This window comes from Lysinibacillus sp. fkY74-1 (genome assembly GCF_053165895.1).
In genome coordinates this window covers 3729448-3752772 of record NZ_CP170173.1, presented here as the reverse complement: position 1 = coordinate 3752772, position 23325 = coordinate 3729448, and the positions used below count along the sequence as shown (strand labels likewise).

Annotated in this window: 22 protein-coding genes; 15 read left to right on the top strand and 7 right to left on the bottom strand. The window is 38.1% G+C overall.

The window, feature by feature from the left end; all coding sequences use genetic code 11:
- The first annotated feature begins 73 nt into the window (after window positions 1-73).
- The 13 genes from ACE1MS_RS18555 (at window position 74) to ACE1MS_RS18495 (ending at window position 14235) form a co-directional block, all read left to right on the top strand.
- The gene (locus tag ACE1MS_RS18555; protein WP_031417793.1) at window positions 74-655 is read left to right on the top strand and encodes a LemA family protein; all 582 of its coding nucleotides are present in this window, start codon (window positions 74-76) and stop codon (window positions 653-655) included.
- 74 nt (window positions 656-729) lie between these two features.
- Window positions 730-1404, top strand: a complete 675-nt coding sequence (locus ACE1MS_RS18550) for a TPM domain-containing protein (protein ID WP_447402552.1) — start codon at window positions 730-732, stop codon at window positions 1402-1404.
- A 133-nt stretch (window positions 1405-1537) separates the two neighbouring features.
- Window positions 1538-3808, top strand: a complete 2271-nt coding sequence (locus ACE1MS_RS18545) for a S9 family peptidase (RefSeq protein ID WP_447402551.1) — start codon at window positions 1538-1540, stop codon at window positions 3806-3808.
- 202 nt (window positions 3809-4010) lie between these two features.
- On the top strand, window positions 4011-4244 hold the full coding sequence (locus ACE1MS_RS18540) for a glutaredoxin family protein (RefSeq protein WP_012292241.1): 234 nt from the start codon (window positions 4011-4013) through the stop codon (window positions 4242-4244).
- Between the two features lie 256 nt (window positions 4245-4500).
- Window positions 4501-4623 (top strand): hypothetical protein, encoded by a 123-nt coding sequence (locus ACE1MS_RS18535; protein WP_255250346.1) that lies wholly within the window; start codon window positions 4501-4503, stop codon window positions 4621-4623.
- 174 nt (window positions 4624-4797) lie between these two features.
- The gene (locus ACE1MS_RS18530; RefSeq protein ID WP_012292243.1) at window positions 4798-5847 is read left to right on the top strand and encodes a sugar-binding transcriptional regulator; all 1050 of its coding nucleotides are present in this window, start codon (window positions 4798-4800) and stop codon (window positions 5845-5847) included.
- A 129-nt stretch (window positions 5848-5976) separates the two neighbouring features.
- The gene (gene gap / locus ACE1MS_RS18525) at window positions 5977-6993 is read left to right on the top strand and encodes a type I glyceraldehyde-3-phosphate dehydrogenase (protein ID WP_031417788.1); all 1017 of its coding nucleotides are present in this window, start codon (window positions 5977-5979) and stop codon (window positions 6991-6993) included.
- A 548-nt stretch (window positions 6994-7541) separates the two neighbouring features.
- On the top strand, window positions 7542-8726 hold the full coding sequence (locus ACE1MS_RS18520) for a phosphoglycerate kinase (protein ID WP_012292245.1): 1185 nt from the start codon (window positions 7542-7544) through the stop codon (window positions 8724-8726).
- Window positions 8727-8753: 27 nt separating this feature from the next.
- Window positions 8754-9515 carry a triose-phosphate isomerase gene (gene tpiA / locus ACE1MS_RS18515; protein WP_012292246.1) on the top strand — a complete coding sequence of 254 codons (762 nt, stop codon included), beginning with the start codon at window positions 8754-8756 and terminating at the stop codon, window positions 9513-9515.
- Window positions 9508-11049: a 2,3-bisphosphoglycerate-independent phosphoglycerate mutase gene (gpmI, locus tag ACE1MS_RS18510; protein ID WP_012292247.1), complete on the top strand. Its 1542-nt coding sequence runs from the start codon at window positions 9508-9510 to the stop codon at window positions 11047-11049. Before tpiA ends, gpmI begins: the two co-directional genes overlap by 8 nt.
- Window positions 11050-11051: 2 nt before the next feature.
- Complete coding sequence (gene eno / locus ACE1MS_RS18505) at window positions 11052-12344, top strand: phosphopyruvate hydratase (RefSeq protein WP_012292248.1); 1293 nt, start codon at window positions 11052-11054, stop codon at window positions 12342-12344.
- Between the two features lie 715 nt (window positions 12345-13059).
- The gene (locus ACE1MS_RS18500) at window positions 13060-13596 is read left to right on the top strand and encodes a DUF6241 domain-containing protein (protein ID WP_031417783.1); all 537 of its coding nucleotides are present in this window, start codon (window positions 13060-13062) and stop codon (window positions 13594-13596) included.
- Window positions 13597-13713: 117 nt separating this feature from the next.
- Window positions 13714-14235: a GNAT family N-acetyltransferase gene (locus ACE1MS_RS18495; RefSeq protein WP_031417782.1), complete on the top strand. Its 522-nt coding sequence runs from the start codon at window positions 13714-13716 to the stop codon at window positions 14233-14235.
- Between the two features lie 64 nt (window positions 14236-14299).
- Here the strand turns inward: ACE1MS_RS18495 and dltD are convergent, their stop codons facing one another.
- The 7 genes from dltD to ACE1MS_RS18460 form a co-directional block, all read right to left on the bottom strand.
- Window positions 14300-15475: a D-alanyl-lipoteichoic acid biosynthesis protein DltD gene (gene dltD / locus ACE1MS_RS18490; protein ID WP_031417781.1), complete on the bottom strand. Its 1176-nt coding sequence runs from the start codon at window positions 15473-15475 to the stop codon at window positions 14300-14302.
- Window positions 15472-15705 (bottom strand): D-alanine--poly(phosphoribitol) ligase subunit 2, encoded by a 234-nt coding sequence (gene dltC, locus ACE1MS_RS18485; protein ID WP_012292252.1) that lies wholly within the window; start codon window positions 15703-15705, stop codon window positions 15472-15474. The genes dltD and dltC overlap by 4 nt, the downstream gene beginning before the upstream one ends.
- A 48-nt stretch (window positions 15706-15753) precedes the next feature.
- Complete coding sequence (dltB, locus tag ACE1MS_RS18480; protein WP_426388799.1) at window positions 15754-16917, bottom strand: D-alanyl-lipoteichoic acid biosynthesis protein DltB; 1164 nt, start codon at window positions 16915-16917, stop codon at window positions 15754-15756.
- Window positions 16914-18389: a D-alanine--poly(phosphoribitol) ligase subunit DltA gene (gene dltA, locus ACE1MS_RS18475; RefSeq protein ID WP_012292254.1), complete on the bottom strand. Its 1476-nt coding sequence runs from the start codon at window positions 18387-18389 to the stop codon at window positions 16914-16916. The genes dltB and dltA overlap by 4 nt, the downstream gene beginning before the upstream one ends.
- A gap of 17 nt (window positions 18390-18406) precedes the next feature.
- The gene (locus ACE1MS_RS18470; protein ID WP_004228095.1) at window positions 18407-18544 is read right to left on the bottom strand and encodes a teichoic acid D-Ala incorporation-associated protein DltX; all 138 of its coding nucleotides are present in this window, start codon (window positions 18542-18544) and stop codon (window positions 18407-18409) included.
- Between the two features lie 280 nt (window positions 18545-18824).
- The gene (locus ACE1MS_RS18465) at window positions 18825-20471 is read right to left on the bottom strand and encodes an alkaline phosphatase (RefSeq protein WP_012292255.1); all 1647 of its coding nucleotides are present in this window, start codon (window positions 20469-20471) and stop codon (window positions 18825-18827) included.
- A 178-nt stretch (window positions 20472-20649) separates the two neighbouring features.
- The gene (locus ACE1MS_RS18460; RefSeq protein ID WP_200990637.1) at window positions 20650-21915 is read right to left on the bottom strand and encodes a DUF5050 domain-containing protein; all 1266 of its coding nucleotides are present in this window, start codon (window positions 21913-21915) and stop codon (window positions 20650-20652) included.
- A gap of 208 nt (window positions 21916-22123) precedes the next feature.
- Here ACE1MS_RS18460 and secG point away from each other — a divergent pair, with 208 nt between their 5' ends.
- Window positions 22124-22351 (top strand): preprotein translocase subunit SecG, encoded by a 228-nt coding sequence (secG, locus tag ACE1MS_RS18455; RefSeq protein WP_008173196.1) that lies wholly within the window; start codon window positions 22124-22126, stop codon window positions 22349-22351.
- Window positions 22352-22539: 188 nt separating this feature from the next.
- Window positions 22540-23286 carry an alpha/beta hydrolase gene (locus tag ACE1MS_RS18450; RefSeq protein ID WP_012292258.1) on the top strand — a complete coding sequence of 249 codons (747 nt, stop codon included), beginning with the start codon at window positions 22540-22542 and terminating at the stop codon, window positions 23284-23286.
- Window positions 23287-23325 lie beyond the last annotated feature (39 nt).

Genomic DNA, 23325 nt, shown 5'->3' with positions numbered 1-23325 from the left:
CGGTATAAATGCAAAGACAAAAATGTAGACTAACACTAACAAAAGGAAATGCAAGTCAAGGAGGTTTTTGAACATGAAGAAATGGTTTGGACCAATTGGGATTATTGTCCTCATGCTTATTGTGTTTGCCTTAGTACTGATTCCAAAATATAACAGTTTAGTCGCAGCTGAGGAAAATGTAGACTCCAAATGGGCACAGGTTGAAAACCAACTCCAACGCCGCTATGATTTAATTCCCAATTTGGTTGAATCTGTGAAAGGGTATACGAATCACGAGCAGCAGGTCATTGCCGATATTACCAACGCACGAGCTCAAATGGGCAATGCTAATTCTCCTGCGCAGCAAGCTGTTGCGAATGATACCTTAACTGGTGCACTAAGTCGTTTACTGGTAGTTGTGGAGAACTATCCTAACTTAAAAGCAGATGCAAATTTTCGGCAGTTAATGGATGAGCTTGCAGGCACAGAGAATCGCTTGGCAGTAGCACGTGAGGATTACAATAATGAAGTACAACAATTTAATAAACATGTTAAACGATTTCCTGGAAATTTAATGGCAGGGATGTTTGGTTTTGAACAAAAAGAATACTTTAAAGCTACTGCGGGTGCCGAACAAGCGCCAGCTATTGATTTTAGTCAATCGGGTACACAGTGATGAAACGTTGTATACTGCAGCTGATTATCATTTGTTCTGTGCTTCTTTTTTGCAGGGATATAACGGAAGCGGCAATGCCGTCGCCAATGAAAAATACGTATATTCATGATTTTGCTAATGTCTTATCTTTAGATGTAAAACAGAAATTAAACCATTGTTCAGAGCAGTTGGATAAAGGAACGGGTGCTGAAATTATGGTTGTAACCGTTGATAGCCTTCATGGGCAGGAGGCGAAGATGTATGCGACAAAGCTGATACGCTCTTGGGGCATTGGGGACAAAGAGAAAAATAATGGTGCCCTGATTCTCGCTACATTTGGACAGGGTAAAGGACAAAATGATGTGGTAATAGCTGTTGGTCAAGGCTTGGAGGGAGCATTACCAGATGGTAAATTAGGGCGTATTTTAGATAATGCTTTTTACCCTCTCGCAAGTGAAGGTGATAATGATCAAGCCTTTCTAGCTACATATGCTGAGGTATTTCGTGCTGTAGCAGAAGAGTATAACTGGAATGGTGAATTACCAGCTGGCGCAAATGCAGATGAAGAAATACCCATTTGGCTCATGATTGTCATCATTATAGCGGTCATCATTTTTTCCTCATTCTTTTCGAAAGGTGGAGGTGGACCACGTGGGAGAGGCTATGGTGGTTACCCTGGCAGCTTTGGTGGGAGACGCTCAGGTGGTGGCAGTTTTGGAGGGTTTGGTGGCGGTTCTTCAGCAGGAGGCGGGGCAAGCCGAAAATTTTAATATACGTCACAACAGCGGGCTAATGGTTTAGTTCGCTTTAAATATGAAAATATTGACAAAAATACATAAAATGGTATAATTTATAATATATCGACTATCGATATAACGTAAACTGATATAGGGAGGAATCATTTTGAAAAAAAGATTTTTAACTGCATCATTAGCAATTATTTTAACAACTGCTACGGTTATTCCTGCAACATTGCAAGAAGTACGTGCTGCCAATGAAACAAATATCGTATTAGCACAAGAGCAACAACTTTCAGCGCAGGAATTTCTAGATTTAGCAGTAACAGCTTTAACATTCCAGCATGGCTCCGATTCAATGCGACAACAAATCAAGGATCAATGGGTAAAGGCTGGAGAGATTACAGACTTAAGCGCCACTATTAAACGTGATCAAGCAGCTCGGATTTTAGTTAGAGCTGCCAATAAAGAAGGAAAAGAAAAGACACTAGCGGAGTATTTAAAGAAAGCGAATAAGCTTGGTTTCTTTAAGGGAATATCATCAAGCACAGATTTTATTTCGAAACAAGAGGCTAGTAAACTTCTTAACAATGTTAAAAAGATAAAAAATGGTTCCAGTAATAAAGGAGTAAAAGAAATTTCCGTGGAGGATTTTGTGAAAAACCCAGGGAACTTTGGCTACGAACTTTCTCCTGATGGGAACTACATTACATTTGCCTCTGCATGGGAGAATCGCTCGAATGTATTTGTGAAAAAAATGAATGATAATAGTGAGCCAGTTCGTGTATCAAGCTCAAAAGATCGGAATATTGCAGGGTTTTTTTGGAAGGACGATTCTTTACTTTATTTGAAAGATAAAGGTGGAGATGAGAACTTCCATATTTACTCTACAACATTTAACGGTTCTGTGGAAGAAGATTTAACGCCATACCCTAATGTGACAGTAGGGATATTGGATAGCCTACAGGGTGTAAAAGACGAAATTCTAATCATGATGAACAAAGAGGATGCAACCGTTTTTGATGTGTACAAGCTAAATGTAAAGACGGGTAAAACAACTCACGTTGCCAAAAATCCTGGCAATATTACGAACTGGTTAGCAGATCGTAACGGCAATGTACGTGTAGCTGTAGCTACTGATGGAGTGAAAGGTGCTATCCTATATAGAGATTCAGAAAAGGATGAATTCAGACCATTTATTAAAATGGGGGCTGGGGATGAAGTAATGCCACTAGCCTTCTCGAAGGACAATAAGTTTATTTATGCAACATCCAATAAAGGTCGAGATAAAGTAGAAGTAGTGAAGTATGACCTACAAGGTAAAGAAGAAGTAATAATGTCTAATGATGAAGTTGATGTTTCAGGTGTATTATATAATGCTGAAAAAGATAAATTATTGTTTGGAGCGTATGCTACGGATAAAATCCATTATCAATTCTTTGATAAGGACTTTGAAAAGTTATTCCGTAAAATTCAAAACAAGCTTGGTGTTCATGAAAGCGAATTGGGTATAAATGATTACAATAAAGAGATGACAAAATTTATTGTGAGTGTTTCGAGTGACACAATCTATGGGAAATATTATTATTACGATTCGACAACAGATGAATTAACGGAATTAGCGACATTGAGCCCTTGGTTAAAATCTGCAGATCTTGCAGAAATGCACCCTATTTCTTATAAGAGCCGTGATGGATTAACGATAAACGGCTATTTAACTTTGCCGAAAAATAAAAAGGCCGAAAATCTTCCTCTAATCGTAAACCCGCATGGTGGACCATGGGCGCGTGATATGTGGGGCTTCAATCCAGAAGTACAGCTATTAGCAAATCGTGGCTATGCAGTGCTACAAGTAAACTTCCGTTCCTCCACTGGCTATGGGAAGGAATTCCTTCAAGCCGGTAATAAGCAATGGGGCTTGAAAATTCAAGATGATATAACGGATGGCGTTCAATGGGCAATTGATCAAGGTATCGCTGATTCTAAACGTATTGGTATTTACGGTGCTTCCTTTGGTGGTTATGCTACGTTAGCTGGTATTACGTTTACACCAGATTTATATGCAGCAGCAGTTGATTATGTAGGTGTATCTAACATTTTCACACTCTTAGACACAATTCCACCGTACTGGGAAACGATGCGGGACTTGTTTTATGAGCGAGTAGGTCATCCAGAGAAAGATAAAGAATTACTAACAGCAGTTTCTCCGGTATTCCATGTTGATAAAATTAAAACACCTTTATTTGTTGCACAAGGTGCAAATGATCCACGTGTCAACAAAGCAGAATCCGACCAAATCGTAGAAGCTTTACGTGCTAGAGGTGTAGATGTAGAGTATATGCTTAAGGATAATGAGGGCCATGGCTTCGCGAACGAAGAAAATAGAATCGAATTTTATAATGCCATGGTGAAGTTCCTTGATCATCATTTAAAATAACATAATAGCAAAAAGGCATTGATGTGATTGTTATTCGCACTCAATGCCTTTAATTTTTATAATAAAGTTTTGAATGAATCCATGATATGATTTACAATCGTTGTGGCTATCAATGCCGTTGCCAGTTTCAGCGTTAAAGCTCAACCATGAAGAAAACGAAAGCAAAAATCTTCGTTTATAATAGAGACAGGAGGTGACATCCATGATTGTTCAATTTTTTAGTCGAGCTAATTGTCCATTATGTGTAGAGGGCCTACATACTTTAAAGCTTGTACAAGAAGATGTAGCGTTCGATATTGAAATAGTAAATATTGAAGAGGATGATCACATACACGAAAAATATATGTTCATGATACCTGTAGTAGAAAAAGATGGGACCGTCATTCAATATGGTAATCTGGACTATGCCACATTAATGGAGCATCTGGGTAGTTAAATTGCATGCCTTTAAAAAGATAGTAACGGCGAAAATTGCTTTATTATTAGTTGTCATTCATACAATTCACAAATTGTTCAATGAAAGCGGTTTGAATTTGAACAGTTTGTGAAGACCTTCACATTAGTCTTTTCTTTTATAAAAATCGGAGTAGAATAGGTATCAAGTAAGACATTGTTATAAAACAGATAATGAAAAGTATCACAATTTTTAGTGGTTGTTATATTACAAAAGCGATGTGAAGGGAGATTTTACAATGTGGGTTATTACAGTATTTGAAAAAAAGGACGTTCGTATTTTTGAATTTACCAATAAAAATGAGGCAACAAAAGCTTTAGAAGGATTCAAGAAAAACGCAATTTTATCTTTCACAAAATAAGCAAACCAAAGTCTCGTAGCTTTTTACAAAGCTGCGGGGCTTTTTTAAATCCAAAACTATACAATTACTTGCACTTTCCAACTATGCGTATTATAATAAAATCATAAGTGGGACACAAAATAATATAGTGGGACTGAAAATATCCCACATCTATTAACAAGGGAGTAGATAAATATGTTCACTATTCCAGAGGCGCAACAAAGGCTACTTCCTGAAATGTATCCGCTTCTGCAATCTAGATATCGTATTTTGCAAGCCGTTCAACTCATGCAACCTATCGGGCGTCGAACACTCGCAGATTCATTGAAAATGACAGAAAGAGAAATACGCAAAGAAACTGACATTTTACGTGAACAAGGGTTATTAGATTCGCAAAAGTCGGGTATGGTATGTACAGATGATGGCGAAGAAGTCATTGAAAAACTAAGAGCCATCGTTTATGAATGGTCTGGTCTAACCCAGCTTGCGAAATTACTTGAAAAACATTTTGGCATACAACATGTTGTTGTTGTCCCAGGTGATTATAGTGAAGACAATACAGTCCTAACCTTGCTTGGCAAGGAAGCTGCATTGCAATTTATGTCTACTGCTTTTGATGAACAAGTTGTAGCGGTTACTGGTGGAAAATCAGTTGCCTCCCTAGCTCAATTTTTACATCCGTTAGATGGACAAAAAGATATTACCTTTGTTGCTGCACGTGGAGGAATTGGTCATGAAATGCAAATGCAAGCCAATACGCTTGTTGCAACATTTGCCATGCAGATGGAGGAACAATATCGTACATTATTTTTGCCTGAGCATTTAAGTGAGCAAGCATACAAAGCTATGTTAACTGAACCTATGGTAACTGAGATGATGGCGTTTTATGATCGAGCAGATTGTGTAATCCATGGCATTGGATCGGCAGAGGAAATGGCGATTCGACGTAATTCATCCTCCGAGGATTTGCGAATTCTTGAGGAGAAGGGTGCGGTAAGTGAGGCATTTGGCTATTACTTTAATGCCGAAGGTGAAATCGTACATCGTATCCGCACGATTGGCATTCAGCTTGAACAGGTTAAAAATAGCCAGCAAGTTATTGCCGTGGCAGCTGGAAAACAAAAGGTCAATGCGATGCTTTCTTATTTTAAAGTAGCGCCAAAGCAAACTATTTTTATTACAGATGAAGCAGCTGCAAAAGCAATTGCTGCTACTTTACCTTCTGACAACAGCCATTTTGAATGATGGGTGTGAGCATTACTATGTCACTCTATCTCAAAAAGTGTTGAAGCACTTTTTGAATGAGCATAAAAGCAATTCAATGTCTCTATTTCAAAAAGAGACAAACATTACAAATTATTGGAGGAATTAACAATGGCATTAAAATTAGCGATTAATGGATTTGGACGTATTGGACGTTTAGTATTTCGTGAGGCAATGAAGCAAAGTGAATTTGAAGTAGTGGCTGTAAACGACTTAACAGACGCAGGTCAGCTTGCACACTTATTGAAATATGATTCAGTCCACGGTATCTATGATGCTGAAGTCAATGCAGATGAAGATTCTTTCGTTGTGAATGGACAACGTATAAAAGTATATGCTGAAAAAGATCCTTCACAATTACCATGGGGTGAATTAGGAGTAGACGTAGTTCTTGAATGTACTGGTCATTTCCGTTCATTGGAGGAAGTGGGTAAGCATATTGAAGCAGGAGCTAAAAAAGCAATTCTTTCTGCACCAGCAAAAGGAGCAATGCCTACATTTGTTATGGGTGTCAACCATACAGACTATAACCCAGCAACTGATGATGTTATTTCAAATGCTTCATGTACAACAAACTGTCTTGCGCCTGTTGCGAAAGTACTGGATGAGAAATTTGGTATTGAACGCGGGATGATGACAACCATTCACTCTTATACAAACGATCAACGAATCTTAGACTTCCCACACTCTGACCCACGTCGTGCACGTGCAGGAGCAGTATCTATGATTCCAACAACAACTGGAGCAGCGGTAGCCGTTTCTAAAGTATTACCACAATTAAAAGGTAAATTAGATGGCTTCTCTATGCGAGTACCAACACCTAACGTATCATGTGTTGACTTAGTTGTAGAATTAAAAGCAGATGTAACGAAAGAAGCCATTAATGCGGTATTAAAAGAAGCTTCTGAAAATGAATTAAAAGGCATTTTAGACTACAATGAACTACCATTAGTCTCTATTGATTATAACGGTAACCACCATTCCTCTACTGTTGATGGTCTTTCAACAATGGTATTAGAAAACAAAATGGTGAAGGTTCTAGCTTGGTACGATAACGAAATTGGTTACTCTACTCGCTTAATGGACTTAGCTTTATACATTGCTGAACAAGGGTTAAACAATAAATAAGTATCATATTTCGACATTTTGAGTAAAAAGTGTGACATAATACTGCTTTTTATGTACAAAAAGTATAGCCTTTATAATATCGAATAGATATAATATACAAGGGTATTGGGAGTAAGGGATAACCCTTACTCCTTTTTTGCTAAATTCAGCAGGAAACGCCCACCTCAATAGGTGAGGGTGATGAGCTGAATACACAAATGGCTCTCTTTCATTCAGTGCGTATCCAACCACTGACCGAATCAAGATGAAAACCCCAGCGGATATACAGATTTTGAAAAGGAGCTTAACAGTAAGCTCGAATAAATCTAGACGCTATGACACTGAGGCGTAATTGATACATGGTGATTGCAAGACATAGAAGGTAACTTTTGCTACTATAAAAACAAGTATTAGGGTTCATTATCCAAAGTTGGAGAATTATAATCACACTAGATAGTGACCCCGAAAAAGTACCAAAATGACTTTTCAATTTAGGAAGCATGGTGTGGAGCCAAGATGGGTAAAACACAAGGGTGTAAGACTAAAACAACTTTGAAGGGGGTTTCTTCATGTTAAATAAGAAGACAATGAAAGATATTGATGTAAAGGGTAAACGCGTTTTTGTACGTGTTGATTTTAATGTTCCAATGGCGGATGGTGTTATTACAGATGAAACACGTATTCGAGCAGCTATTCCAACAGTTGAATATTTAGTAGAGCAAGGTGCAAAAGTCATTTTAGCTTCTCATTTAGGCCGTCCAAAAGGTGAAGTAAAAGAGGACATGCGCCTAACAGCAGTTGGCATTCGCTTAGCGGAATTAATGAGCAAACCGGTGACGAAGCTAGATGAATCCATTGGACAAGCAGTTGAAAAAGCTGTTGCGAACATGCAAGATGGAGACATTTTACTACTTGAAAACGTTCGTTTCCATGCGGGTGAAGAAAAAAATGATCCAGCGTTAGCGCAGCAGTTTGCACAGCTAGCTGACATCTATGTCAATGATGCTTTCGGTGCAGCTCACCGTGCTCATGCTTCTACAGAAGGAATCGCCAAGCATATTCCTGCGGTATCAGGTTTCCTCATGCAAACGGAATTAGATGTACTAGGTAAAGCGCTGTCGAATCCTGAACATCCGTTTACAGCAATTATCGGTGGAGCCAAAGTTAAAGATAAAATCGGTGTGATTGAAAGTTTATTAGAAAAAGTAGACCACTTAATTATTGGTGGGGGATTATCATTCACGTTCATTAAGGCACAAGGCTACGATATTGGGAAATCTTTATTAGAAGAAGATAAAATCGAGCTAGCAAAATCATTTATTGAAAAGGCGAAAGCAAAAGGCGTGCAATTACATATGCCAATTGATGCGGTAGTGGCTAATGAATTTTCACAAGATGCGGAAACAAAAGTTGTGGATGTAGACGCTATACCAGCTGATTGGATGGGGCTAGATATTGGGCCTAAAACAGCTGCTCACTATGCAGAGGTCATTAACAATTCTAAATTAATCATTTGGAACGGACCGATGGGTGTTTTTGAAATGGATAAATTTGCGAATGGGACTAAAACAGTGGCTGATGCTATGGCAACTACATCCGGTTATACAGTAATCGGTGGCGGTGACTCTGCAGCGGCAGTTGAAAAGTTTAAAGTAGCTGATAAAATGGATCACATTTCTACAGGTGGCGGTGCATCACTAGAGCTAATGGAAGGTAAAGAGCTTCCAGGGATTGTTGCACTAAACGATAAATAAGCCAAATAAAAAATCGGAGGCAAGACGATGCGTAAACCAATTATTGCAGGTAACTGGAAAATGTTTAAAACATTTGAAGAAGCTATACAATTTGTAGATGCCGTACAGGATAAACTTCCTTCTAATGAGAAAGTAGACGCCGTAATTTGTGCACCAGCACTTTACCTGCCTACACTGGTGCAAGTTGCTAGTGAATCAGAGCTAGCTATTGGTGCTCAAACGATGCACTATGAGAATGAAGGTGCCTTTACTGGTGAAATTAGTCCTGCACAGCTAGCAAGTGTGGATGTGGATTATGTTATATTAGGTCACTCAGAACGTCGCGAATATTACAATGAAACTGATGAGGCTATTAATAAAAAAGTAGCAGCAGCACTTGCACATAATATTGTACCGATTATTTGCTGTGGTGAAACGCTAGAGGAACGAGAAGCGGGAACGACAGAGCAAAAGGTTGCGGGCCAAATAAAAGCCGCACTTGCTGGATTTGAAGCGCAGCAAGTAGAGCATATGGTCATTGCCTATGAACCAATTTGGGCAATCGGTACAGGTAAAACGGCTACAGCAGATGATGCCAATCAAGTTTGCGGAGCGATTCGTTCGGTCGTTGAGGAATTATTTGATGCTGCAACGGCCAATGCAGTTCGCATCCAATACGGTGGCAGCGTTAAACCAGACAACGTTCATGAGCTTTTATCAAAAGAGCATATAGATGGAGCCTTAGTTGGTGGAGCAAGCTTACAACCAGAATCTTATTTAACATTATTGGAGGCGGCAGCAAATGCCTAAAAAGCCAGTAGCTTTAATTATTTTAGATGGCTTTGCATTTCGTGATGAAACATTCGGAAATGCAGTAGCACAGGCTAAAAAGCCAAATTTTGATCGATATTGGAGCCAATTCCCACACGCTACATTAACAGCATCTGGAGAAGCCGTTGGGCTACCAGAAGGACAAATGGGTAATTCCGAGGTGGGTCACTTAAACATTGGTGCTGGTCGTATTGTTTATCAAAGCTTAACACGCTTAAATAAATCGATACGTGAAGGTGACTTCTTTACAAATCAAGCATTTTTAGATGCGGTGGCACATGTGAAAGCTCATAATTCTAAACTGCATATTATGGGGCTGTTATCAGATGGTGGTGTTCATAGTCATTATGAGCACATGTTTGCTCTATTAAAGCTTGCAAAGCAGCAAGATTTAAATGATGTTTTCGTTCATGGCTTCTTAGATGGTCGAGATGTTGGACCTACAACAGCTTTAGACTATATTGAAGAAACAGAAAAACAAATGTCTGAAATTGGAATAGGTCAATTCGCATCTATTCATGGTCGTTACTATGCAATGGACCGTGATAAGCGATGGGATCGTGTCGCTCTTACGTATAATGTACTGGTAGATGGCGTAGGTCAAACAGCCGAAAGTGCAAAAAGCGGTGTAGCAGCATCCTATGAGCGTGAAGTGACAGATGAATTTGTCATTCCATTCAGCATTCAAGAGCATGGAGAGCCGGTGGCAACGATTGGTGATAACGATGCGGTCATTTTCTTTAACTTCCGTCCTGACCGAGCTATCCAATTATCAAAAGTATTCACAAATGAAGACTTTGATGGTTTTGCCATATCTGCCAAGCATCCAAAAAACTTAAAATTTGTGTCCTTTACTCATTATAGTGATGAAGTCAATGCACAGATTGCTTATGAAAATGACAACTTGAAAAATACGATCGGTGAAGTGTTAGCGATGAATGGTAAAACACAACTTCGCATTGCCGAAACCGAAAAATACCCACATGTCACTTTCTTTATGAGTGGTGGACGTGAGGAAAAATTCTTAGGTGAAGAACGTATTCTAATCGCATCTCCAAAGGTTGCCACATACGATTTAAAACCTGAAATGTCTGCTTATGAGGTGACAGAAGCCTTACTTGCAGAAATTGAGGCTGAAAAATTTGATGGTATTATTCTTAACTTTGCCAACCCTGATATGGTAGGTCATAGTGGAATGCTTGAACCAACAATTAAAGCCATTGAAGCAGTAGATGAATGCTTAGGGAAAGTAGTAGATGCACTCCTTGCAAAAGGTGGAGCAGCTATTATTACAGCTGACCATGGTAACTCTGATGAAGTGGTAACACTAGCAGGGCAGCCTATGACAGCTCATACAACAAATCCTGTTCCAGTGATTGTGACAAAACCAAATGTTGTTTTACGAAATGGTGGTATTTTAGCCGATTTGGCACCAACCATGTTAGAATTATTACAGGTGTCACAACCTACTGAAATGACAGGTCAATCATTAATTGAAAAAGAGGAGAATTAATTATGCCATTTATTACACAAGTTTATGCTCGCGAAGTTTTAGATTCACGTGGGAACCCAACAGTAGAGGTTGAAGTATTTACAGAGTCAGGCGCTTTCGGACGCTCAATCGTACCATCAGGTGCATCAACAGGTGAATACGAAGCTGTAGAATTACGCGATGGTGACAAATCTCGTTACCTAGGCAAAGGTGTATTAAAAGCAGTTGAAAATGTTAACACAATTATTGCGCAAGAATTAGAAGGTAACTATTCAGTTCTTGACCAAGTTGTTATTGACAAAGCTTTAATAGAGCTAGATGGCACAGAAAATAAAGGTAAGCTAGGTGCTAATGCAATTCTAGGTGTATCCATGGCAGTTGCCCATGCTGCGGCAGATTATTTAGATGTACCTCTTTATCAATATCTTGGTGGATTTAATTCTAAACAATTACCAGTACCAATGATGAACATTTTAAATGGTGGAGCACACGCAGATAACAATGTTGATATTCAAGAATTCATGGTTATGCCTGTTGGTGCAGAATCTTTCCGCCATGCACTACGTATTGGTGCTGAAATTTTCCACAACTTAAAGGCAGTCCTTAAAGATAAAGGCTATAACACAGCAGTAGGTGACGAAGGTGGTTTCGCACCAAACCTTGGTTCTAATGAAGAAGCGATTACAGTTATTTTAGAAGCTATTGAAAAAGCAGGCTACAAACCAGGTGAAGAAGTGAAGCTTGCAATGGATGTAGCTTCATCAGAGCTTTTCAATAAAGAAGATGGTAAATATCACTTAGATGGTGAAGGTGTTGTCAAAACTTCAGAAGAGATGGTTGATTGGTACGAAGAGTTAACAAACAAATACCCAATCATTTCAATTGAAGACGGCTTAGATGAAAATGACTGGGCTGGACACAAGCTATTAACTGAACGTATTGGTAGTCGTGTTCAATTAGTAGGGGATGACCTATTTGTTACAAATACAAAAAAATTAGCTGCAGGCATTGAGCAAGGTGTAGGAAATTCAATCCTTATCAAAGTGAACCAAATCGGTACATTAACAGAAACATTTGAAGCGATCGAAATGGCGAAACGTGCAGGCTACACAGCAGTTATCTCCCACCGCTCTGGTGAATCAGAGGATGCAACAATTGCTGATATCGCTGTAGCAACAAATGCAGGTCAAATTAAAACGGGTGCTCCATCTCGTACAGACCGCGTAGCTAAATACAACCAACTTCTTCGCATCGAAGATCAGCTTGGTTCAACTGCTGAATATCTTGGTTTAAAATCATTCTATAACTTAAAATAAGCATTTGTTTTAAGTTATACACAGCCTTTTTATACATTTTGAACTTTGTACATTTAGGTGAAACAACTGTATGGCTACAACCTCTGATTTATAAGTGTGATAAACACTTATAGATTGGAGGTTTTTTTAGTTGCTTAACAAAGATTTACTAAAAGAATTTACATTTGAATTACAGCTTTAAAATGAAGCAATCAGAACAACATATTTGAACGAGTTTCAGGAGGTGAAGACAATTCTAAAAAATATATCACTTGGTAAAAACCATTAACACTATAATTCAATTGTTGAGGTCGTTTTCCACGTATTTGGTGGCAGAAGAATATGTCACATTAATAGAAGTATACGATTTTAACACATAGTTAACCGCGGAAGCAAAGTCATGGGTTGCTTTGTTTGCAGATATAGCCATTAGATGTTCAGAATTAATAAATTTAGAAGTGGATTGATGCAAGAGACAACAAGAGTACCTGCCAACTTTGAGGTTATGTTTAGTCATAAAATTGAATATATAGAAATTTCTCTAGTAAGGGAGTCCTTGAGTTTTTCCAAGTTTTTCGGAAAAATACGACAAAACAAATGATGGACGTGGTCGATTTTGACAACATAGAATAGCGGACGTTAAATAGTATCCATTGAACGCTATTTCAATATTTTGTTATTATTAAACTAATTACATAAAATAAACCAATTATAATAATAAGTGAGGTTTAATAAGATGCAGAGAAAAACCAAATCGGCTATTGTCATTATTGCAGTATTGGTCATTTTTGGAGGGATTTTTGGTTACTTCAAATTCACGGAACCAATGGAGAAACCTACGCCAGTAAAAGAAAAAGCAATTGTTGAAAATGCTGGAGTAACGCTTGATGATAAAAGAGTTACAAAAGAAGAATTACTTTATCCTGACAACTTAATAGAGCACAAAATGAACGAGGCTATCCATAGCATGTCTCACCAAAAGGTTGAAGCTAAAACAAAATGGGGTCATACGCAAATAACACAGGCTAAAGTTGACCGATTGTTGGAAATTTCCAAAGAAAGCAATTATAAATTTAGAGAGCTTTACATTGAAATATTGGAAAGATGGTCAAAAGGTGATTTTTCTCATGCTGTAGAAGATCATAACGCAATTTGGGAGATGCAAGGAGGTGACGAGTCAGGAAATTCAGGGAAAGCTATTCGTTTGTTGACTCCTGCTGAAGAGCAAGCTTATATTGAAAACAATTTAACCTATGACCTATATGATAAATAGCGCCCAATAATGAGCACCATTTTTTATGTATACGCCATTTTAGATTTGTTATCATAAAAGTAATGACTAAAATCCTCCAATCTTAAGATAAAAAAATAATCAGAGGAGGTTTTCTATATGAAAATTCTTGAGACCGAACGACTTATCCTGCGCTTACAAACAACGGAAGATGCGCTATTTATTCTTGAGCTAGTGAATGATCCCTCGTGGATACAATTTATTGGTGACCGCGGTGTGAAGACCGTAGAGGAGGCAGCTAGTTATATAGAAAATGGGGCAATACGTATGTATGAGCAATTTGGATTCTGCTTATATGTAGTTGAAATAAAAGAAAATCAAACCCCGATTGGGATATGCGGTTTTGTCAAAAGAGAAACGTTAGAAGATGTAGATATTGGTTTCGCGTTTCTCCCTGATTATTGGGGAAAAGGATACGCCTATGAAGCAGCGTCTGCTGTATTAGCCTATGGTTTAGTTACACTAGGATTTAATCGAATTGTGGCTATTACTACCCAAGAAAATTATGCGTCAGCTAAATTACTCGAAAGAATAGGCTTACAGTTTGAAAGAGTCATCCAATTTTCCAATGACTCTGAAGAACTTAGACTTTTCTCATTAAATTGTGAAAAAAGCAAATGAAACAAAAAAGGTCAGTCTGTAGTGAATGAACACTTCAGACTGACTTTCCATTAGCTACTATAGATTATTGCTGTGCCCAATATTTATCCATATGCTGGTCTAAATAAACCCAGCCCTTCCAGCCAATATGAATCGTATCCATAATAAAATAAGGATCATACTCATGGTCTGTAAAATCAACATAGTCGACATCGGCATCCTTTAATAGTTGTGCCATCTTCTCATAATATTGTTGGCGTCGTTCCTTAGGATAGCCATTATAATCATACCAATAACCGTTAACGGGAATAGAGATAAATAATGGCTTAGCACCAGCATCCTTTAACACATCCATAACTAACTGAAAATCCTTATACTCAGGAGACTCCGTATAATCTTCATGCTTTCTCATGTCCTTAAACTTTGAAAAATTAGCGTTCACCAGTCGTTTAAAAGCTCGATTTTCAATCATATATTCATTGGAGACTCGTTTCTCCCCATAGGCTTCAGCATGCTGTATTTGCTGTTCAAAGCTTTGGTCTGTAACAAGCTTATCATTATTTTTTAAAGGATGCCCCTTCCGAGGAAATAGCGAATAGTAGAGGTCCTTTTTCTCTAGTAATTCCTTATGAAAGCGACCGGCTACCATAGCCATACGTCCAGTAACTGGATGTTTTTTGCCATTAGACATTTGATATTGATACATCGTTTTTAAGAGACGATCTCGCTCAACGGTATCAAATTCTAACAAGCGTTCCATAGCCTGTTTACGAAGATCAGCATCCATGTCATCATTAAACGCTAAGTCATAGGCATGTAACATAGAGTAATTCGGTGAAAAATGGAATTCACCCATGCCTTTTTCCGTAAACCATTGCGGTGAAATAATAAAGACTAATTTTTTGCCCGCTAAATTTTTCTCTTGCGCAGCAAAATTTAAGAAATGCGTAATGGACTGCATCCCCCCACGACCAATCATAAATGTCGAATACGGAGCGTCTGTTGCTCGCGCATAATTATAAGGATGAAACGGGTCAAACCGATTTAATTCAGAGGAACCGTATAAAGGCATGGAAGTAGGTTCCTGTAACATTCGCTCCTGTAAATACGTACCTTGAAAGACGAGTGGGGACATGTTTGTTTTGGCTTGCTCCACATCATCTTCTGATATCCAGGCTTTAATCCATGAGTTTGGAAAAAAGACAAAGCCAGTAAACAGGGCAAAGGCAATAAATAGTGATAGAAAGCCTTTTTTTATCATTGTCTTTCAGCTAATTTCCCTGCAATACGATTCGGCGTATTCCATTCTTCTCGATTAAAATCAGTGATAGGTACAGAAATATTAAAGCGATTCTCAATTTCCACTAATAAATTAATCGTACCAAAAGAATCGAGAAGACCTTCCTCGAATAGATCGATATCTGGGTTTTCTACAATAATTTCATCTTCACATAACTCCACTAGCATTTCTAAAACTTGTTGTTTATCCATTAATAATTCTCCTTTATTGAACAGGCTTTATTTGTAGAAAGCCTTTGGTTAAAATAATTTTCCTGAAAAAATATAGAAGCCAAAACATACGGCATTGAAAGTGATAAATACACCGATGGCATGGGTCCATTTATTTTTGGGCCAAAGCTTATGCTTTTTATTCCAGCGTTCGAATTTATCAAAGCTAATAATTAATAAAGCATGATAGAGACCATAAACGACAAAATGCCATTCAAGACCATGCCAAATGCCCATTAAAAAGAACAGTAAAAAGAATCCTATATATGAAATGGTGAATTTATTTTTCAACCATTTTTTCTTCGTCATCCAAAGTACAAAGCGCATATAGACATAATCTCTAAACCAGAAGGAAAGACTCATATGCCAACGATTCCAAAAGTCTTTAATATTGCGACTGGCAAATGGACGGTTAAAGTTAATAGGTGTTTGAATGCCCATTATTCGGCTCACACCCACTGCAAATGCACTATAGCCTGCAAAATCAAAGAATAAGTAAAAGCTATACATATACATATACGCCAGTTGTCCCTGGAAAGGTGTCAAATAGTTATACGTATGATTTGGCAAATAAATAAGTGTGTAGTTGTAGATTAAGTATGCCAAAATAAATTTATATAAAAAGCCTACAAAGATATAGTTAATGCCACTTAATAACAGCTTTTGATAGTCTTCCGAAGTGGGAACCGAATGAAAATCCTTTGTAAAACGGCGCCAACGATCGATAGGACCGGATGAAACTGTAGGAAAGAACAGTAAAAAATAGGCCAATTCTGCGATAGAGATTTTTTCCTTCATTAAGCCATCGCGTGTTTCTAAAATCATTTGCACAGCTTTAAACGTAATGTAGGACACACCTAGAAAGCCGAATAAATGATGCAGTCCAAGGATAGGCAAAACCTTCACTAGTACAAGCGGCAAAATCGACAGGAGCACGGCCATGACAAAAACGGGTCCATTATTTTGTCGTAGCCTATAGCGTTGATAGGCTGTAACCAGGATTATTTGAAAGACTGTAAACAAAATTAACGAAATTGATCCGTTCAATGAGTGTCCGAAGATAAGGGCTAAAACAATCAACGAAACAAATAAATTATAATGCTTCGCAGACTTACCACGTAAACCTAATAGGATGGTAGGTAGCAATAATAGTCCAATAATGAGAAAGAATGCTATATTTCCATAAGGCGTCATACTGTTTCCATAACCGCCAATCCTTTACGATCAACTTTACCATTTGCGTTTAGCGGTAAAGCGTCCATATATTTAAAAGTTCTAGGAATCATATAGGCTGGTAAATATTCCGATAATAGAGCCTTCAATTGCTTAGTCATTTTGAAAGCAGAATCTGCTAATGGTTCACGCAAAACGATATGAGCATTAAGAGAAACAATTTCCTTATCCTTATAAACAGGAACCACTACGCAGCTTGAAACAGGTGGTAGGTTACTAATTTGTTTCTCAATCTCCTCGATTTCTAAGCGATAACCATGTAGTTTTACTTGGAAATCCTTGCGACCTAAAAAGAACAAATAACCATCCTGCTCATAGCCCATATCTCCAGTTTGATAGATGCGATGACCATCTACAGTCGGAAAGGCTTTAGCTGTTAGCTCGGGTGCTCCTAAATAACCTGCACTAACCGTTGACCCCGAAATGACAATTTCTCCATCATCTAATAAAGACACGTTCGGCTCAGAAATGGGTGCAATCGGTAATTGCTCAAATTGTTCTAATAATGCTTTGGTTACCTTTACATAGGATACAGCGACAGTCGTTTCTGTAGGCCCATATAAATTATAGATAGTAGCCTGTGGAAACCGTTGCATAAGCTCTTTAATGACGGCTATTGGTAAAACTTCACCACAGAATAAAAAGGTATCTAATGCAGGCATGAGCTGTTGCTCCCATTCCTTGTTCATTAAGCACATTTTGGCAAAGGAAGGGGTAGACGTCCAAACACGCGTATTGGACAAAGCTAATGAGTCAAATAATGCTCGCGGGTTGGCGATTTCTTGTTGTGTAATTGCGTAAAGCGTGTGTCCTCCTACAAGAGCTGGGTACAAATCCATTACGGATAAGTCAAAGGAATAGGGTGCTTGATTTAAAAATACACCTGATTTCTGTAAGGGAAAATGCTCCTGCATCCAAGTAACAAAATGGGCTAGATTATTGGCAGTTATTTGGACACCTTTTGGCTGCCCAGTTGAGCCAGAAGTGTAAATAATATAATGAATGTCCTCCTGCTGCACCCAGTCTCTTGTTGCTGGACTGTTTGGGAGGGAGGGTGAGTCTAACACGTCGCTCACTGCAACGACAGGTATGTTTGTGAGCATCTGTAATGGCTCTGTCGTGAATAGTAAACCAGCCTTCGATGCCTCTAAAATTAACTGTAATCTTTCAGAGGGTGTAGACGAGTCAACTGGTACGTATGGATGGCCTGCTTTTACAGCACCCAAAAAGGCAACAATCTGTAAAGGGGACATATGTCCATAAACGACAATTGGTTGCTGTCTCTGCAAATGATGGGTCATGATATAATCGGCTATACAATCCGAAAAATGCCAAAGCTCACCATATGTTAAGGAAGCATTATGGGTTTGATAAGCAGTTTTTTGTGGCTGTTGGATGGCCACACGTTCAATAGCTGCTAAAATACTTAACATCAGTAAAACTCCTTTATTTAAAATTCCGTATATATAAATGGTCCAGCGTTCATATCATGAAAGCCATGTATAAGAAACAATAGTACCAAAACGATTAAATAAAATAACGTGAATCCAATAAAGCGTAGATACTCATTATTTTTGATGGATTGCATTTGTCCACCTCCATTGAAAAAAAGTATAGGATTAAACTTTCAAAAAATACTAATTTACTAGTTAAAAATCCTTACCTTATGTTTTTAACACTGATTTGACGGAATGTGGAGAAAAATGTTGCTGGATTAAGGTGAATTCAGTAAATCATAAGATTAATTTAAGGTAAATTTAAGGTTTTGGGGGAATGTACATAAGTTACAAACGATTGGATGGCTATTTTTATGTAAAAAGGGCACGAACATAAGGGAATAATCTCAACTTATGTTCGTACCCTTGTCTTTATTTCACTGCATTAATAACTTTTTTAGAAACATAAAATTCAGAGCCATTGTAGACATTTATAGTATTGAATGTATGTGTTTTTGTTGTATTCTTTGAAGCTTGTTCATAAATCATGGTGTTTTTATTGACAGGAATTTTCACTGTCACATCCGCCTTTTGAGCAATGAAGATTGGGTTTTCTTTATCGGATAGATCTATTTTAGTTGTAAAACCTTTCTTTGTGAATGCTTTTGTCGCTGGCACATACAAATCATCTGTTAATGACTTCAGATCGAAGCCCATAAACTGCGCCATTGTATGAGCTACATCTGTATTTTCAACAAGTCCAGTTAATTTAGAAGGACCAAATGAGTAAAGAAATACATCTTCACCCGTATGACCGCCTGTTGTATAACCAATGTTTGCACGGTTTGCTAGCATTTTTACCATTTCACTGCCTACATCTTTAGCAGATTTTAAAGTTGAAAGCTCGTCCTTTGTCAATGGATCTAATCCATACAGAGCAGCTACCTCCACTAAGTTGGAGCGGTCTTCTTTTAGTTGGCTTAAAGCCCCTTCAACGGTCATGGAAGCCTTTTTCAGCGGATCAATATAAGCTGAAACAGGAATGCTTGAATAGGTACTAGTCGTATTGGCGTTCCCCATTGTAATTCCGCTATTCCCATGGTCTGTGACAGCAATAACTAATGTATTACCATCTTCCTTCGCAAAATCAACGGCTTCTTTTACCGCATCATCAAACGACAATATATCACTAATAATACCGATTGTGTCATTGGCATGTGCAGCCCAGTCTACCTTACTACCTTCAACAAAAAGGAAGAAGCCGTCCTTATCCTTTTTAAGCGTGTTGATTGCTTTATTCGTCATTTCAGCAAGTGTAGGCTCAGATTTTCTAGTTTTGGCACGATCTAAATCATATGCCAGGGCACTTGGTGCAAAGCTGCCCCAAATTTTTGATGAGGGACTATTCAATAACTCATCACGAGTATGCACTAAATCATATTGATGATCTTTTAATACCTTCAATAAATCCTCGCCGTCCTTGCGGGCATTTTTAGAGGTACCAGGTGTCAGCGATTCTAAGCCTCCACCTAGGACAACGTCAATATTTTGGTAAACCTGTTGTTCGGCAATATCTCCATATTGGCTCCTATTATTAGCATGTGCAGAGAAACCAGCAGGCGTGGCATGTTGAATTTCAGAGGTAGAAATCAAGCCAGTAGCTTTTCCCTGTTGTTTAGCACCTTCTAATACATTAGCTACGGGTCTAAACGCATCCTTTTTATCTATTTGCGCTAATCCAGGTGAATTAATCTCAGAAGGGAGTACACCTATATATTTATCATTCGATTTATTGCCCGTAGCTAACGCAGTAGCGGCAGGGGCAGAGTCTGTTATGGCTGATTCAGCAGAATATGTGCGCATCGCACCCGATAAAATTTCATCCATTGCTAAGCTCTCACCTTTATACCAACGGGAAAGTGTTACAGCATTATTACTGCTCCCATCCATCACCAGCATGATGACATTTGTCGGTTTCTTTACTGGAGCTGCTTGTACATCTTGCTGTGGAATACTGACTGCGGATAAAGTCACTGCACTTGCTAAAAACAATGAAGCCCATTTTTTTGCGTATTTCATGAATTTCCTCCTTTAGGTGAATGATCAACTGTAAGTGTAAAGGAAGGGTGTAAAGCTACTGTTAAAAACTTGTTAATAAAATATGGTAATACTGTAAATGTGAAGAGATAGCGGTGTATTAGCCAACTGAAGGTGAGGGGGAGAATCTGTGAGGCAGTCGCACAGATTCAACTTAGACTTACAAATTTTGTTGATGCTTGGAGCCGTCAAGCGTTTCGTAATACAAAATACCATCCTGGATGTTTAAGTTCAGTACCTCGTCTTCGAATAATACTTCCTCGGACCCGTCATGGACATTTATTTTTGTTAAATAGCCAGCATTATCATAGTCACTACAATAAATAGATTGTTGGTCAGTCACTAAATAATAGCAGGCAGTGTCTGTAATCTGCTTATTTTCATTTGTCGTTAAGTCGTAAGAATAAACGGTACTATCACTCATGCTGTTATAATAGATCACATGATCTACTGTGTTGGCATACCACATATCATGCATAAAATCATAGTCATTACTAGTAGCAGCAAAATAGTTTTCATTAGCCCATAAATGATCTTGGCTTAGTTTTTCATCATTGACCAAAAAGTATTCGTAGGAAATTGTAAAAGGCTCAGTAGGAGCAACGTCATTCCAGGTTGTATCGAGATGATACCAATTGCCATCAACATTGACTAGATTCCAGGCATGTAACTGATCCTCACTATAGCCATAAACATACTTCGCATCGAGATCAGATGCTGTTAATAGGCGGTATGTTAGTAAAGCATAGGCCTGACACACAGCAGTTTTTTCATTAATTAATTCGAAAACCGATTGACCCTCAGTAGAGCCCTTTTCCGTATAAGTGGCTAACTGTACAACATAATCATTAATGACTTTAGCGCGATCAAAGTCTGTCATATCTTTGGTAATATATTGATTGGCAAACATCTCTACATATTGGTCTACCTTTTGTTCCTTCTTGGCATCGGTTAAATATTGAATGGATAATTCAACTGAATAGCCATTATCGGTTTCCCAAGCTACCCATTCATAATATAAAAAATACCCAGCAGTATAAGGGTCAACAAAGGTAATCAGGTTATTTAAGTCATTCAACTGTACTTCAAAATCCTCAAAATCAAGCTTCCCAGTATAAGAAATCTCAAAGTGCTCTTCAAATTGAGCAACCTGCTTCTCCACTTTTTTCGCAAATTGTAGTAATGCTGGATCATCCTTAAATAAAGTGGTCGAAAATAAATCGGTAGGTGAAAATGAATCAGATAATGCTTTGCTTTCTGGCATCTTTACTTCTGCATTTGTTTCACTTGTTTCATTTGTTTCTTCTAAAGTTGTCATTGTGACATCCTCTTCTTCTTGTAATAGGATGTCGATTGCCTTTGAGCATGCTGTAAGAAAGGGAATGGTGCAGCATAATAAAAGCAACAGTACTATTTTTTTGTTCAATCGTTAAATCCTCCAATAAAATATCATTTTTTCCATTATAATCTAAAATTAGAGGGGGTGTTATCCACAAATAGTCGTATAATTCGACAAATAGAAATACGTGAGGAGGAAAAATTCCTACTAAACAGAAAGCTAAGTTTGTCATGGCACCCTTTTTTTGTTATAATATAGTCTGTTGTGATGTTTCAAAGTTCGGGAGGTGCAGTGAATGCATACAGTAGTATTAGTTTCATTAGTTATCGTATCATTAGCGTTGATCGTTGTGGTATTACTTCAATCTAGTAAAAGTGCAGGCTTATCAGGTGCCATCTCGGGTGGAGCTGAGCAACTATTTGGAAAGCAAAAAGCGCGTGGTATGGATTTAATCCTTCACCGTGCAACAATTGTGTTAGCTATACTATTCTTTATTTTAGCAATCGCTATTACAAAAATCTAATAGTTGAAGATATATCGCCTAACCACATTGGTTGGGCGTTTTCTTTTATCATAACCGAATGGGAAATTTTATCGATGGAGTAAAAATTGATATGTAAACTTATAGCCAATGTTATTCTCGAGGCATAATGGAGAGGGCTATAATGGGTATAGTATATATGAGTGTTTTAGGATGAAGGAGTGCTTACCATGAACAAATCATTATCGCAGCCATTTTTCTTTCAAGCAGGACCTCGTGCCGTTTTATTACTACATGGCTTTACAGGTAGCTCGGCAGACGTACGAATGCTTGGTAGATTTTTAGAGAAAAAAGGGTATACTACTTTAGCACCTCACTATAAAGGTCACGGTGTGGAACCTGAAGAACTAATCACAACAGGTCCAGCAGACTGGTGGCAAGATGTCGTGGCCGCCTACAAACAGTTACAGGATGCTGGCTATGAAGAAATTGCTGTTGCTGGCCTTTCATTAGGCGGTGTAATGGCATTAAACGTTGCCTTAAATAACCCTGTTAAAGGAATTGTTACAATGTGTGCACCTATGACTATGCGTACTACTGACGTCATGTTTGACGGTGTTTTGAAATATGCTAAAGACTATAAAAAGTTCCAAGGTAAACAGGAGGAACAAATCGAAACCGAAGTAGCACTCATTGCTGAAAAAGGCATGCCATCTCTTCAAGAGCTACGTGAATTTATTGTGCGTACTCGTCAAGAAATTGACATGATTTATGCCCCAATTTTTGTTGTTCAAGCTACAAATGATGAGGTAATAGAGACAGAATCTGCCAACATTATATATAATCAAACTGAGTCACTTGATAAGCATATTAAGTGGTATGAAAACTCAAAACATGTTATTACATTAGATCAAGAAAAAGATCAATTACATGAAGACATTTATCGCTTTTTAGAAAGCCTAAATTGGGCACAATAAAATTATAAATAGGATTTTCTCATGAAGGAGGGAATATGT